The organism is Amycolatopsis sp., from assembly GCF_035276945.1.
Classification (GTDB): Bacteria; Actinomycetota; Actinomycetes; order Mycobacteriales; family Pseudonocardiaceae; genus Amycolatopsis_E.
The window spans coordinates 1-14108 of the sequence record NZ_DATELF010000099.1 but is presented as its reverse complement, the minus strand read 5'-3'; the positions used below and the strand labels follow the sequence as shown (position 1 = coordinate 14108).

11 protein-coding genes and 1 pseudogene are annotated in these 14108 nt (G+C 71.8%); 10 read left to right on the top strand and 2 right to left on the bottom strand.

From position 1 onward, the window contains the following. Positions 1 to 13 precede the first annotated feature (13 nt). Positions 14 to 1000 carry a DNA-binding protein WhiA gene (gene whiA / locus VJT49_RS16910; protein ID WP_324165789.1) on the top strand — a complete coding sequence of 329 codons (987 nt, stop codon included), beginning with the start codon at positions 14 to 16 and terminating at the stop codon, positions 998 to 1000. A gap of 233 nt (positions 1001 to 1233) precedes the next feature. Then, positions 1234 to 2223 carry a glucosyl-3-phosphoglycerate synthase gene (locus tag VJT49_RS16905; RefSeq protein ID WP_324165788.1) on the top strand — a complete coding sequence of 330 codons (990 nt, stop codon included), beginning with the start codon at positions 1234 to 1236 and terminating at the stop codon, positions 2221 to 2223. A gap of 116 nt (positions 2224 to 2339) precedes the next feature. On the opposite strand, the gene VJT49_RS16900 is transcribed toward VJT49_RS16905, so the two are convergent. Further along, positions 2340 to 2777 (bottom strand): PPOX class F420-dependent oxidoreductase, encoded by a 438-nt coding sequence (locus VJT49_RS16900; RefSeq protein WP_324165787.1) that lies wholly within the window; start codon positions 2775 to 2777, stop codon positions 2340 to 2342. Between the two features lie 90 nt (positions 2778 to 2867). Between VJT49_RS16900 and VJT49_RS16895 the strand changes: the two are divergent. From VJT49_RS16895 to VJT49_RS16880, 4 genes and pseudogenes are all read left to right on the top strand, one after another. Next, positions 2868 to 3316: pseudogene (locus VJT49_RS16895) on the top strand (MarR family transcriptional regulator). Positions 3317 to 3441: 125 nt separating this feature from the next. Further along, positions 3442 to 4923 (top strand): hypothetical protein, encoded by a 1482-nt coding sequence (locus tag VJT49_RS16890; RefSeq protein WP_324165786.1) that lies wholly within the window; start codon positions 3442 to 3444, stop codon positions 4921 to 4923. Between the two features lie 57 nt (positions 4924 to 4980). After that, entirely contained in the window at positions 4981 to 5781 is an 801-nt protein-coding gene (locus tag VJT49_RS16885; protein WP_324165785.1) for a hypothetical protein, read from the top strand. A gap of 87 nt (positions 5782 to 5868) precedes the next feature. Then, positions 5869 to 10317, top strand: coding sequence for a hypothetical protein (locus VJT49_RS16880; RefSeq protein WP_324165784.1), 4449 nt, complete (start codon positions 5869 to 5871; stop codon positions 10315 to 10317). A 37-nt stretch (positions 10318 to 10354) separates the two neighbouring features. On the opposite strand, the gene VJT49_RS16875 is transcribed toward VJT49_RS16880, so the two are convergent. Next, positions 10355 to 10999: a LysE family translocator gene (locus VJT49_RS16875; protein WP_324165783.1), complete on the bottom strand. Its 645-nt coding sequence runs from the start codon at positions 10997 to 10999 to the stop codon at positions 10355 to 10357. 83 nt (positions 11000 to 11082) lie between these two features. Here VJT49_RS16875 and VJT49_RS16870 point away from each other — a divergent pair, with 83 nt between their 5' ends. The 4 genes from VJT49_RS16870 to pgk form a co-directional block, all read left to right on the top strand. Next, complete coding sequence (locus VJT49_RS16870) at positions 11083 to 11571, top strand: DUF6069 family protein (protein WP_324165782.1); 489 nt, start codon at positions 11083 to 11085, stop codon at positions 11569 to 11571. 65 nt (positions 11572 to 11636) lie between these two features. Continuing rightward, positions 11637 to 12806 carry a winged helix DNA-binding domain-containing protein gene (locus VJT49_RS16865; protein WP_324165781.1) on the top strand — a complete coding sequence of 390 codons (1170 nt, stop codon included), beginning with the start codon at positions 11637 to 11639 and terminating at the stop codon, positions 12804 to 12806. A gap of 130 nt (positions 12807 to 12936) precedes the next feature. Beyond that, the gene (gene gap / locus VJT49_RS16860; RefSeq protein WP_324165780.1) at positions 12937 to 13938 is read left to right on the top strand and encodes a type I glyceraldehyde-3-phosphate dehydrogenase; all 1002 of its coding nucleotides are present in this window, start codon (positions 12937 to 12939) and stop codon (positions 13936 to 13938) included. Between the two features lie 4 nt (positions 13939 to 13942). Beyond that, a partial coding sequence (gene pgk, locus VJT49_RS16855) for a phosphoglycerate kinase (protein WP_324165852.1) occupies positions 13943 to 14108 on the top strand: 166 nt, incomplete at its 3' end.

Sequence of the window (14108 nt, the reverse complement as noted above, 5' to 3'; positions counted from 1 at the left end):
GAGGGGGCGTTACATGGCAATGACTGCCGCGGTCAAGGACGAGCTCAGCAGGCTGCAGATCACCAAGATCGGGCCGCGCCGGGCCGAGGTCGCGTCGATGCTGCGGTTCGCGGGGGGACTGCACATCGTGGGCGGCCGGGTCGTGGTGGAGGCCGAGCTGGACACCGGCTCGGTCGCGCGCCGGCTGCGCAAGGAGATCCAGGAGCTGTACGGGCACCATTCGGATGTGCACGTGCTCTCCGCGGGCGGGCTCCGCAAGACCACGCGGTACCTCGTCCGGGTGGTCAAGGACGGTGAGGGCCTGGCCCGCCAGACCGGGCTGATCGACCAGCGGGGCCGCCCGGTGCGCGGGCTGCCCGCCGCGGTCGTCTCGGGCGGTGTCGCGGACGCGGAAGCGGCGTGGCGGGGCGCTTTCCTGGCGCACGGCTCGCTCACCGAGCCCGGCCGGTCGTCGTCGCTGGAGGTCACCTGCCCGGGACCCGAGGCGGCGCTGGCGCTGGTGGGGGCCGCACGCCGGCTGGGCATCCAGGCGAAGTCCCGGGAGGTCCGCGGCGCGGACCGGGTGGTGGTGCGCGACGGCGACGCGATCGGCGCGTTGCTGACCCGGCTCGGCGCGCATTCCAGCGTGCTGCAGTGGGAGGAGCGCCGGATGCGCCGCGAGGTGCGGGCCACGGCGAACCGGCTGGCCAACTTCGACGACGCGAACCTGCGCCGGTCCGCGCGGGCCGCGGTGGCGGCGGCCGCACGGGTCGAGCGGGCGATGGACATCCTTGGCGACACCGCGCCGGATCACCTGCTGGCGGCCGGAAAACTGCGCCTGGCCAACCGCCAGGCCTCGCTGGAGGAGCTCGGCCAGCTGTCCGACCCACCGATGACCAAGGACGCCGTCGCCGGCCGCATCCGCCGTCTGCTCGCGATGGCGGACAAGCGTGCCAAGGAACTCCGCGTGCCCGACACCGAGTCGGCCGTCACCGCGGAAATGCTCGAAGAAGAAGCGTGAGGCGGCGCGCCCGGCCGGGCTGGAACCGCCGTGCTTCCCGGTTGGGGTGGGCGATGTGCATCCGGTGTTACACAGCTGCATGGAAGCAGGACAACTCGTAACGCGGCGGTTTCACGGCGGCGCGGTTTGTGGAAACCCTGCCCGGGGAGCCTGGATCGTGCTTACGTCCGGTTCGGGGAAGGGGAATTCTCATGCTTGAGGGCCACAGGACGACCGAGGGGCCAGACCTGAAGATGTCCGCTGACGTGGGCCAGTGGCTTTCTCGGCGCAGCAGTCACGCGGGCGACTGGCGGGCCGCCGACCTGCTGGCCGCCAAGCGGGGAACCACCGTCAGCGTGGTGATCCCGGCTCGCAACGAGGAGGAAACGGTCGGCGACATCGTCCGGACCATCCGGCGTGACCTGGTCGAGGCGCTGCCCATGGTCGACGAGGTCGTCGTGGTCGACTCACGCTCCGAGGATGCCACCGCGCGAGTCGCCGTGGAGGCCGGCGCCGCCGTGGTGGCCCAGGACTCGGTGCTGCCCATGTTGCCGGGCCTGCCCGGCAAGGGTGAGGCGCTGTGGAAGGGACTGGCCGCCACGACCGGGGACATCGTGGTGTTCGTGGACGGCGACCTCTACGACTTCACCAGCTCGTACGTGACGGGGCTGCTCGGCCCGCTCCTGACCGACGAGGCGGTGGCCTACGTCAAGGGCTTCTACCACCGGCCCCTGGTCGGCGCCACCGCCACGGACGCCGACGGCGGTGGCCGGGTGACCGAGCTGGTGGCGCGCCCGCTGCTGAACATGTACTGGCCGGAGCTGTCCGGGTTCGTGCAGCCCCTGGCCGGTGAGTACGCGGGCCGCCGCGAGGTGCTGGAGAGCATCCCGTTCGTGGTCAACTACGGCGTCGAGATCGGGCACCTGATCGACATCCTCTCCTCCCGCGGTCTCGACGCGCTGGCCCAGGTGGATCTCGGCAAGCGCACGCACCGGCATCAGAGCACCCATGCCCTGGGGCGGATGTCCGGGCAGATCATGCTCACCGTGTTCGACCGGCTGGAGCGCTACGGCCGGCTCGTCTCCGCGCAGCCGCCCGCCACGTTGCTCGCGCAGTTCCGCCGGGGCGAGTCGGGCCACGGTGTGGAACGCGAGATGGTCCTCACCGATCTCACCTGCCACCAGCGTCCGCCGCTGGCGAGCCTGCGCGCCACCGGCGGCACGGGCCTGCGCGAAATCGCCTGACCCCGCCGGGGGAAGGTCACCGTGCCTTTCCGGAGGCAAGCCCCCTGGGGTGACCGGGATCGGAGTTGGTCCACTGTGGACCATCCGTGGGCGCGGGCGACGGTGACCTTCCCGGATCAGCCGGCGAGGTCGGCCAGGGCGATGACCTTGGTGATCCGGGCGCGGACCAGGTACTCGCCGGGGACGGCGTTGCGCTTGCCGAAGGCTTCGGCCTTGCCCTCGCCCATGTAGCGCGCGCCGATGGCGGTCGAGAACGGGAGCATCCCGTCCACGTCCTCGTGCAGGCCGGCGGTCGCCGTGAACTGCACGAAGGAGTACAGCGGCTCCTGATCGTCGACGACGAGCGAGAGCCGCGGGTCCCGGCGCAGCGCCTTGCCCTTGACCGAGTCCACGCCGGTGTTGAAGATCAGCTCATCGCCGTCCCCGGTCTGGTTGAGGACGAACCAGATCGGTGTCACGTGCGGGGACCCGTCCGCCCGCGTCACGGCGAGCTTCCCGGTCCGGGTCCCCGCGCTGGCGAAGTCCCACCATTCCTGCCTGCTCATCTCGCGCATGGCCCCGACGGTAGTGGATCAGTCCCGCTTCAGCGCGTGGGACGGGCCCTGTGAGATTTGAACGCAAAGGTAATTAGGGGAGTTCGCGCCATGTCAACCGGGCCGAGCGTCGACAAGGGGTTCCGTACGATGCTGCTGCATGCCGCGCCTGGTCGCGCGCGCCAAACGGCTGCCCGTGCCGGAGGGCCTCCGGTCGTTCTCGCTGCCCCGCGGCACCTGTCGTTGCTGGCCTGCCTGATCTTCGACGGGCCGCTGGCCGTGAACGAACTCGCGGCGCGGAGGTAGCGCCGACGACGGTCAGCCTGATGGTCGGCGACCTCCTGAGCCGAAGCGGCATCCTCGAGCGCCACGAGGACGGGGCCGACCGGCGCCGCACCATCGTCACCATCGCGGGCAAGCACCGCGCGGACGTCGAGGCATGGCTCGCCGGAAGCGCCCACGCCTGGCGGAAGGCGCTCGTCCCGCTGGCGCCCGAACAGCGCCAGACCGTCACCGACGCGCTCCGGGCCTACGAGCGGGAGGTCAACCGCGCCGGGTAGGCGCGCGGAAGCGGCAGCTACCCCGCCCCGCCCGCCGCCCTCAGCGGAGTCGCTCCGCGACGCGGCACCCACCCAGAGCCCACCACCCTCAACCGACACGGTTCTCGCGGCTAGTCTCTCCCGATGTGCGAGAAGCGGAGTTGATCAGCGGCGGGCTGGTGGACGAGGGCCTGGCCCGGCGGCTCAAGGCGCTCGCCTGCACCGCGCCGCTGCACGACCTCGACGCGCGCAAGGCGAAGCTGGACTGGGCCGACGCCACCGTCTACCAGATGGCGGAGATCGCCCTGCACACCATCGACCAGGTCACCATCGCGATGGACTTCGACACCGGCGCCAACCACGACGACGTGATCCGCCGCCTGCAGCCGTTCATCGCCGCGCAGGCGCCCGGCCGCGCCGCCGCCGAGCACCTGCGGGTCGCGCGTTGGGTGCTGGACAACCTGATCAACGTCGGCACCGCCGACCGCGGGTTCCGGCGGGTCTACGGCAGCGTCGACGCCTCCGGCTCCTACCAGCGGCGCGCGTTCGACTTCAAGCTCCTGATCGAGCTGGCCGCACCGGACGGCGAGGTGTACCTGCGCGCCAGCGACGAGGCGATCAACGTGCTCGTCGGCGCGCTGGACACCGACGTCGAGTCGGCGCAGATCGCCGCCGAGGTCAAGCTGGAGAACCTGATCAGCCGTGGCCGGCTCGCCGACGCGAAGCTGGCCGCCGAACAGGCCCGCTACCGGACCGTGCAGTACGGCGAAACGTTGCGCGCCAAGCTGGAAGCGACCCGCCGGGACGTGCGCGCGGTCGACTGGGCCGAGGAGATACCGGAGCTGCTGGACTCGGCGCTGTCACACATCGAAGCGCGGTTCCGGGCGGAAAACGCGATCCTGCGCAACATCACGAAGGCCCGGGACGAGGCCGAGGACCCCGGCCACAAGCGGCGCGCGGCGGAACTGGTCGACATCGTCGGCGACTGCATCAGCAGGCACACCCAGCTCCAGTCCCGGCTGCAGGCGGCGGGCGCGATCTTCCGGGCCGAGCAGGACCGCCAGCAGTTCTCCGGGCCGCCGCAGCGGGCCACCCTCGACCTGTTCGGCCAGCTCCTCGTGCCCAGCCTCGAACTGCCGCTCGCCGACGCCGCGGCACCGACCGAGCGGTTCTTCCACGCGGCCGCCGGCATCGACGTGCCAGGAGTGCCCGCGCTGCCCTCGCTCGTCTCGCTACTGCTCCGCCCGGCGCCGGAACGCGACAAGCTGGTCGGTGAGGTGCCCGAGCCCGAGCTCGTCCCGTCGGAGACCGCCGGCTACTACAGTGACGAGCAGTGGCGGCGCGCCGACGAGCTGCTGGACCTGCCGGAGGTCCCGCGCAGGCTGTCCGGCTTGCTGGCCGAGGCGCGCGAGACCGATCCCGGACTGGTGAGGCTGGTCGCGCTACGCGCGCTGCACTCGTACAGTCCGGAGGTCGGCGCGGCCGTCCGGCAGGGGGACGACCGCATGCTGGTCGCGGTGGACGACGGCACCACGCTGGACGATCACGAGTTCGGTGGTGCCGACCTGCTGCTCGCCACGGCGAGGATCGAACGGGGAGAGGGGGCTGGAGAACCCGATGAGCGATGATCGCCGAGCCCGGCTTGCCGGGGCCGGCCGGGCGCGGGTGTCCCGCGGGACCCGGCGATGACCCGGCCGGTCACCACCGGTGACGCCGAGGCGGCCGCCCGGCTGATCTCCTTCGGCATGCGGCCGAAGCAGCTGCCCGGGCGTGACGTGGTCTACGCCGACCTGGTCCGCCGCTACACCGAGGACACCGCTTTCAAACAGCTGGCCAACTCGGTCGCGGCGGGCCTGGGGCTGATGGTGCTCGGTGTGAGCACCCAGGCCGGCGCGGTGCTGGCCGCCACCGACGAGTCCGTGTTCGAGATCAAGATGGACTCCTACGCCCGGCAGAGCAAGATCCGCGAGCGCCGCGAAACCGAGAAGGTGCTGCACGGTCTGGTCCATCTGGCGACCGCCGCGCTCGGTTATCCGCGTCCCGACGACCTGGCCAACGACACCTACATCGGCCGGGTGAGCGTCGAGCAGGTCGACAGCGTGGTGCGTGAGGCGTGCCGGATTCTCGACGAGCGGGTCGCGAAGTCGGGGGAGAACGGCGATCCGCTGTCCGACGCACCCGAGCTGGAACAGGCCTGGCGGGCCTACGCGCGCCGCCCGGCGACCGCCGCCACGAAGGACGGCAGGCTGGCCTCCGACACCACCCGTGGCATGGTCTCCCGCGCGTTGCGCTTCCTGGCCGACCAGGGGTTCCTGGTGCCGGTCAACCCCGAGCGGGGTGGCACGTACCGGACCACGCCGCGATATCAGGTGCAGGTGCGGGAGCTGGCCGCCGACAGCGCTTTCGAGGAGCTGCTCACGCTGGGCGTGGTCGCCGTGGGGGATGGCGCCGGCTCACTTCGGCCGTCCATTTCGGACACTCTCTGAGGGCGGAACGGTGGAGCCGACGATGACAGCCGGGATGATGGTGACGACAGAGCACGCAGGCCGGGCATAAGGGCAGGCAGGGGGCAGATGTACGAGTTGTCGCGGGTGCGCCTGCATTCGGTCGGCCCGGCGGGCGCCCGGTACCAGGACGTGCTGCTGGACTTCAGCAAGGTCGGCGACCTTGTCCGGGCACCGGCCCAGGACGCGCTGTTCACCGCCGGGATCCACACCGCCGGGCAGGGCCTGCCGCGCCGCCCGTCCCCGGCGAGCGTGCTGTTCCTGGAGAACGGCGGCGGCAAGTCGGTGCTAATCAAGCTGATCTTCTCGGTGATGCTGCCGGGGCGGCGGCAGGTGGTGGGCACCACGAGCACGCGGGTGCTGGAGAAGTTCGTCGCCGCCAAGGATGTCGCGCAGGTGGTCCTGGAGTGGCAGCACACCGAGACCGCGCAGCGGATCATCACCGGCAAGGTCTCCGAATGGCGCGGGCACGTGGTGTCCAACGATCCGGCGAACCTGGTCGACGCCTGGTTCTGCTTCCGGCCGAGTGCGAGCCTCGGCCTCGAATCGCTGCCCCTGACCTCGGACGGCCGTCTGCTGACCATGTCGGCGTTCGCCGAGCGCCTGGACGAGGCGCACCGCGCCGAGCCGGAGCTGGAGCTGGTCTGGACCCGGCGGCACCACGAGTGGACCGAACGGCTCGACGCGCTCGGCCTGGACACCGAGCTGTTCCGCTACCAGCGCGCGATGAACGCGGGGGAGGGCGAGGCGGCCGACGCCTTCGCGTTCACCTCCGACGAGGCCTTCGTCGAGTTCCTGCTCAAGGCCGTCATCGCCGAGGACGATCCGCGTGACCTCGCCGACGTGGTGCGGACCTATGCGCACAACCTGAGCCGGCGCGGCGAGCTGATGGCGGAGCGGGATTTCGTCGCCGGGGCACTGGACCTGCTCACGCCGCTGGCCGGGGAGGAGTCCTTCGCGGCCGCCGCACGAAAGCTCGCGACGGTCGCGCGGGAGGATGCTCGGACCTTCGCGGGATCGGTTGTCGCGCGGCACAGGCTGGAGTCGGAGCGGCTGTCCGGTCTCGAGGGGTATCTGGACGAGACGCGGGACGCGGAAAGGTTCGCCGAAGGCGACCACCGCCGGCTCAGCTCCGTGGTCACCGAACTTCGGCGCGTCGTGGCCGAGCTGCGGCTGGCAGAGGCGATTACCGGCAAGAAACGGCTCGACGAGGAACTGGCCGCCGCCCGCGGGGCCGCCGAAGCGTGGCGGGAGACCGGGACGGTACTCAACCACGTCAACGCGGTGCGCAAGGCGGCCGACATCCGCCAACTGGTGGGGGAGCGCGAGCAGACCGCGAAACCCGCGCTGGAGGCGAAGAACGCGGCGGCGAACGCCCTCGCGCGCGACCTGCTGGCACTGGCCGGTGAGGCCGGCGAGCAGGCGCGGGCGGCGGAGTCGAGAGCGGCGAAGGCCCGCGAGGAGGCCGTGGCCGCTCAGCGGCGGCGAGACGAGGCGACCGGCACCGCGGCCCGGCATCGGGCCGAACAGGCGCAGCTGACCGCGCGGATCGACGAGCTGAGGGCCGAGCTGGCCAAGGCCGTGCGGGATGGCCTGCTGACCGATGGCACGCAGGTCGCGGAGACCGCGCAGGAGGCCCGTACCCGGGCGGAGAACGCGGTCGGCGAACTGGCCGCGCGTGAGTCGGAACTGGAAGCCGTCGCGGAGCAACACGCCGAGGCGCAGGCGGCGGTGCATCGCGCGCAGCAGCGGGTCATCGCCGCGCAGGGTCGCGCCGACCGGACCGCCGCGGAACTGGCGAAGGCGCACCGGCGCACGGACAGCCTGGCGGCGCACCCGCGGCTGCTCGAACTCCTCGGCGGCGACAACGTCCACCTCGAAACCGACACGCCCTCGCTGCTCAAGCGGTTGAGAGAGGCGAGGGCGACCGCCGAACGCGAGCAGACTTCCCTGCGGATGGCGGAATCGGCCGACGAGCGCGCGCTGGCCGCGCTCGGCAGCGGCGGCCTGCTGCCCGCGCCGCCGGAGGTGCAGGCCGCGCTCGACGTGCTCGAGCAGGCCGGGGTCACCGCCTGGTCGGGCTGGCGCTATCTGTCCACAATGGACGATAGAGCGCGGGCGCGGGTGCTCGAGCGGCTCCCGCACCTCGTCGGCGGGGTGCTGGTCAACGACGCGGCGCAGCTGCCGAGGGCGAAGCGGGCGCTGGCCGACGCGAAGCTGCTGCCGAGCGTGGTGCTTCCGGTCGCCACCAAGGACGCCGTGCGGGGTGGGGAAACCACGCCCGGCATCGAATTCCTGGTGCCGCCGAATCCGGCGATGTACGACGAGGAAGCCGCCGACACCGAGCGGCAGGCGATTCTCGCCCGGCACGCGCGGCGGCAGAAGCAACTCGAAACCCTCGCCACCGCGATCGGCGACGACGCCGCCCTGGAATGGAAGCTCACCACCTGGCGCGAGGACTACCCGCCCGGCGCGCTGGGCACCCTGGCCGAAGAAGCCGAAACCGCGGCCGGTGAGCTGGCCGGATGCCGGGCCGCCGTCGCCACCGCGGAGCGGGAGCCGGCAGACCTCGCGGCCCGCCGGTCCCGGCTGCGGGAAGTGCTGCCCCCGCTGCGCGACGCCGTCCGGATGGCCGAGGAACGCTCGCGCGCGCTGGGGGAGCTGGCCGAGCGGTTCGGCAAGATTCCCCAGTGGACGGAAGCGGCCGAGCGGGCACGGGAGATCGTGGTGGAGGCGGAGGCCGAGGCCGACCGGGCGGGCTCGCGCGCCGCGCGCCTGCGTGAGGGGGCGGCCGAGGAACAGCGCACCGCGGACGGGCACCGGCGCACGGTGAGCACCGCCCGCGCCGAACTCGCCGAGGTGCCCGGTGGCGGTTCGGTGTCCGGACACGACCCGGCGCTCCGCGAACCGGTGGACGCGCTACGGCGGGCCTTCGCCTCGGCGAGCGACGCCTACGCCAAAGTCGAGGTCGGCAGCGATCTGCGTGCCGAACTGGAGCAGGCGGAAAACGCCGAATCCGCGGCGCGGGCGGCGCTCGAGGCGCTGGAGGAGGAGGTCCGCGAGCGGGCGGCCAGGCTGCTGGAGACCCCGGACGGCTCGGACGCGGCGACCCGCGCCGCGGCACAGGCGCGAGCGGGCCGCGCGGTGGCGGCGCTGGAGGCCGAGCACACCGACGCGATCGGCCTGGTCGCCACCTGCAAGGCCGAACTGGACCAGCTGCCTCGACAGGGGGTGCCGCTGGAGACACGGCCGTGCGACATCGCACACGGACGCGAGCTGATCGACGAGGCCGTCGAGGAGGCGAGCGCGGCCGCCCGTGCCCTTGAGGAAGCGCGGGCACGCCGCGTCGAGGCCGGACGTGCGCTGGACACCGCCAACGCCTCCGCCGCGGGCTTCCGGCTGCTCGCCGAATCGATGGATCACCTCGGTCCGGACGCCGAGCCCGCCACCGTGTTCGACGGCGACGTCGAGTCGGCACAGGCGCGTTTCCGCAAGCTCAACGCGGCGCTGGCCGAAGCGGAGTCGGCCGTGGAGCAGGCCGGGAAACGCGTGCGTGCGGCGGCCGACGCGCTCGCCCAGTACGCCACCGAGAAACGGTTCGAGAAACTGTCCAGCCCGGTCCGGCGGCAGATCATCTCCGTGCGCCGCGACAGCCTCCCGGCGAGCGCGAAGGAATGGGCCGCCGCGCTCCGCCCCCGGCTGCGGACCCTCACCGACGACCTCGCACAGATCGACCGGCACCGGTCCGGGATCGTGGCACGCCTGCAGGGCATGGTCGAAGGCGCGCTGCGGACGCTCCGGTCGGCGCAGCGGCTTTCGCGGCTGCCGGAGGGGCTGGGCGACTGGTCGGGCCAGGAGTTCCTGCGGATCCGGTTCGCCGAGCCCGAGGATCCCGCGCTGACCGAGGCGCTCGGGCAGGTCGTCGACGAGGCCGCCACGGGCAGGACCAGCGACGGCCGGGACGTCAAGCGGGACGGGATGTCGCTGGTGCTGGGCGGGGTGCGGGCGGCGGTGCCGAAGGGTTTCCGGGTCGACATGCTCAAGCCCGACTCGGTGCTGCGCACCGAACGGCAGCGGGTCCCGGAGATCCGTGACGTGTTCTCCGGCGGCCAGCAGCTCACCGCGGCGATCATCCTGTACTGCACGCTGGCCGCCCTGCGCGCCAACAACCGGGGCAAGCTGCGCAACCGGCATTCCGGGGTGCTGTTCCTGGACAACCCCATCGGCCGCGCGTCCGCCGGCTACCTGCTGGAGCTGCAGCGGGTGGTCGCCGAGGCGCTGGGGGTCCAGCTCATCTACACCACCGGCCTGTTCGACGCCGGCGCGCTGTCGGAGTTCCCGCTGATCATCCGCCTCCGCAACGACGCCGACCTGCGGGCGGGCCGCAAGTACCTGTCGGTGGACACGACCATCCACAACCACCTGGACGAGCTGGGCGAGGCCGACGGCACCGCACGCCTGTCCGCCACCCGCCTGTTCACCCGGCCCGGCGCACCCGCCGAGATCACGAGCGGTTGATCACCGCCTGACAGGCCGTCGGCGGGAACCCGCCGACTCAGTCCTTACGGCCGTTGATCGCCAGGCCCGCACCGAGTCCGATCATCACCAGACCGCCGGTGCCGCCGATCAGCTCCAGCCGTCGCGGCGAGCGGGCGAACCAGTCGCGTGCGCTCCCGGCGGCCAGCGCCCACACGCTGTCCGAAACGACCGCGATCAGCGGCAGGCTGATCCCCAGCAGCATGATCTGGACCGGCACCCGCCCGGTCGGGTAGTCCACGAACTGCGGCAGCACGGCCGCCAGGAACACGATCGACTTCGGGTTCGCGAAGCCGACGACGAACCCGTCCCGTAGCACCGTGAGCGTGCGGCCGGGGGTGGTGGTGACCGCCTGCCGGAAGGCTTCGGAAAGCCTGCGCCGGTGCTGGACGGCCTGTACGCCCAGGTACACCAGGTATCCGGCGCCGGCCAGCTTGACCGCGGTGAACACGGCGGCCGAGCCCCGCACGATCGCGCCGAGCCCGAACGCCACGGCGACGACCTGCGAGTAGACCCCGGCCGCGTTGCCGAGCACGGTGAGCAGCGCGTCCCGCCTGCCGACGGTGAGCGCGCGGCTGATGGTGAAGAGCACGCTCGGGCCCGGCACCACGACCATGACCAGGACCAGCGCCGCGAACTCGGCGAAATGCGCGGGTGGGACCATTCGCCGAGCGTAGGCAAACCCGCGAAGGAGTAGCGAGCGAATTTCGCCTCAAACGGGGTAACCCAGTACTGGCGGAAGGAGTCATGCTGATGGAACCGCAGAAACTCGACCCCGCGCGCCTGTGGGCGGCCGGTGCGGCGACCGCGCTCGTGGCCGCCCTGGTCGCCGTGGTCGCCGTGGTGGGCCTGCTCGTCGCCCGTGGCCTTGTTCGACGTGGCGGTGCTCGCCCCGAAGGGCCGCGGCATCTGGGGCAACGCGAGCACGCTGACTACGCGCTGGTGGCCGCCGTGGCGCTCGCGGCCACTGGGCTGATGCACCTGCTGATCGTCGCCACCCCGGCGCCGGAGCGGTTCTTCGGCTGGATCATCGCCCTGGTCACGGTGATCGCGGTGGTGCTGCCGCTGACGCTCACCGTGAACACCGGTGCGAAGGTGGCCACCGCGTTGATCAACCTGGCCATCGGGGTCGCGATCGGGATGCTGGTCGGCAACGCGGCGAACAACGCGCGTCCGGTGAAACGCCGGCCCCCGGAAACCCTCCAGTACCCGAGGTCGCAGTACTACCCGGAGTAGAGCGCCAGGCCCGCCGGAGTGCCGCGGAAGGAAAACTGTCGGGGTGGGCTGGTAGAAATCCTGGTGTGACCGAACGGATCTCCCTCGCCCGGCGCCGCGCCCGGCTGGCGACAAGGCACCATCTGGCGGGCGAAGCCGCGAGCCCGGAGCAGGTGGCCGAAAGCCTGGTCGCGCTGCACGCCACGGACCCGGCCACCGTGCACCTGTCCGTGGCGGCCCGGTCGTCCGCGAGCACCGGGGAGATCGAGCGCGCGCTGTACGAGGAGCGCACGCTGTTGCGGATGCTCGGCATGCGCCGGACGATGTTCGTGGTGCCTGCCGGCCTCGCCCCGGTCGTGCAGGTGGCCTGCGCCGGCGACATCGCCGTACGCCAGCGGAAGCTGCTGATCCAGCACCTCGGCACCGCGGGGCTGGACACCGACCTGGACAAGTGGCTGGCCGACGTCGAAGAGGGCACCTACGCGGCGCTGAAGGCGAGGGGCGCGGCGCACGCCCAGCAAATCGCCGCCGACGAACCACGGCTGCGCACGCAGATCCTGCTGGCGGAAGGCAAGCCCTACGAATCGCGCGGGTACATCACCAACCGGGTGCTGTTCCTGCTCGCCGCGCAGGGGCGGATCGTCCGCGGCCGCCCGCGCGGCTCGTGGCTGTCGACGCAGTACTCGTGGGCCACCGCCGATTCCTGGCTCCCCGGCGAAGTCGTGCGCCCGAATCCGGATCAGGCGCGCGCCGAGCTGGCCCGCCGCTGGCTGCGGGCGTTCGGCCCGGCACCGGTCAGCGATCTCAAATGGTGGACCGGATGGGGTGCGACGCAGCTGAAGAAGGCACTGGCCGCGATCGGCCCGGTGGAGGTGGACCTCGACGGAACAACGGGTGTGGCCCTGCCCGGGGACCTCGAACGGGTGCCCGAGGCGGAGCCGGTCGCGGCGCTGCTGCCCGCGCTCGACCCGACTCCGATGGGGTGGCGTGAGCGGGGCTGGTTCCTCGGCGGGCACGAGGCCGCGCTGTTCGACCGCACCGGCAACATCGGCCCGACCGTGTGGTGGGCGGGCCGGGTCGTGGGCGCCTGGGCACAGCGTCCCGGCGGTGAGCTCGCCTACCGCCTGTTCGAAGACGTGGGCGCCGACGCGGTGGCCGCGATCGAGGCGCGAGTGGCCCGGCTCGCCGGGTGGCTGGGCGAGGCCAGGGTGACCCCGAAGTTCCGCACGCCCGCCGAGAAAGCGCTTGCTACTTGATCGATTCCCCCAGGTGGTCTATCTCTCGTTGGCCCATGTCAGGCGGTGTGAGCCAGCACGCTAGGGTTGCTGTGAACCCGAAGACGTGTAGCCCGGTACGGACCGGGCCGAGCCCGAGGAGAGAAGAGCAGTGACTGTTCGCGTAGGTGTGAACGGCTTCGGTCGGATCGGCCGCAACTTCTTCCGCGCCGTGCAGGCCGCCGGCCACGACATCGAGGTCGTCGCTTTCAACGACCTCGGCGATGTCGCGACCATGGCGCACCTTCTCAAGTACGACAGCATCCTCGGCCGGTTCCCCGAAGCGGTCAGCGTCAGCGACGAGGGCATCGTCGTGGGTGGCAAGACCATCAAAGCCCTCGCCGAGCGTGACCCGGCCAACCTGCCGTGGGGCGAGCTGGGCGTGGACGTCGTCGTGGAGTCCACCGGCTTCTTCACCAACGCCGACGCCGCGAAGGCGCACATCGCGGGCGGCGCCAAGAAGGTCATCATCTCCGCGCCCGCCAAGGGCGAGGACCTCACCGTCGTGCTGGGCGTGAACGACGCCGCCTACGACGGCTCGCAGGTGATCATCTCCAACGCCTCCTGCACCACCAACTGCCTCGGCCCGCTCGCCAAGGTGCTGCACGAGAACTTCGGGATCGAGCAGGGCCTGATGACCACCATCCACGCCTACACCCAGGACCAGAACCTGCAGGACGGCCCGCACAAGGACCTCCGCCGGGCCCGCGCCGCCGCGCTGAACATCGTGCCCACCTCCACCGGCGCGGCCAAGGCGATCGGTCTGGTGCTGCCCGAGCTGAACGGCAAGCTCGACGGTTACGCGCTGCGTGTCCCGGTGCCCACCGGCTCCACCACCGACCTCACCGCGACGCTGAGCAGGAACGCCACCGTCGAGGAGGTCAACGCCGCGTACAAGGCGGCGGCGGAAGGCCAGCTCAAAGGCATCCTCCGCTACAGCGAGGACCCGATCGTCTCCAGCGACATCGTGACCGACCCGTCGTCCTGCGTCTACGACGCGCCGCTGACCAAGGTCATCGGCAACCAGGTCAAGGTCGTCGGCTGGTACGACAACGAGTGGGGATACTCCAACCGCCTCGCCGACCTGATCGGCCTCGTCGGCAAGTCGCTGTAAACCCATGGCAGTCAAGACCCTTCAGGATCTCCTTGCCGAGGGCGTCTCGGGTCGGCGCGTCCTGGTACGCGCCGACCTGAACGTGCCCCTCGACGGAAGCGCCATCACGGACGACGGCCGGATCCGCGCGGTGCTCCCGACCATCAACGCGTTGTGCTCCAACGGTGCGC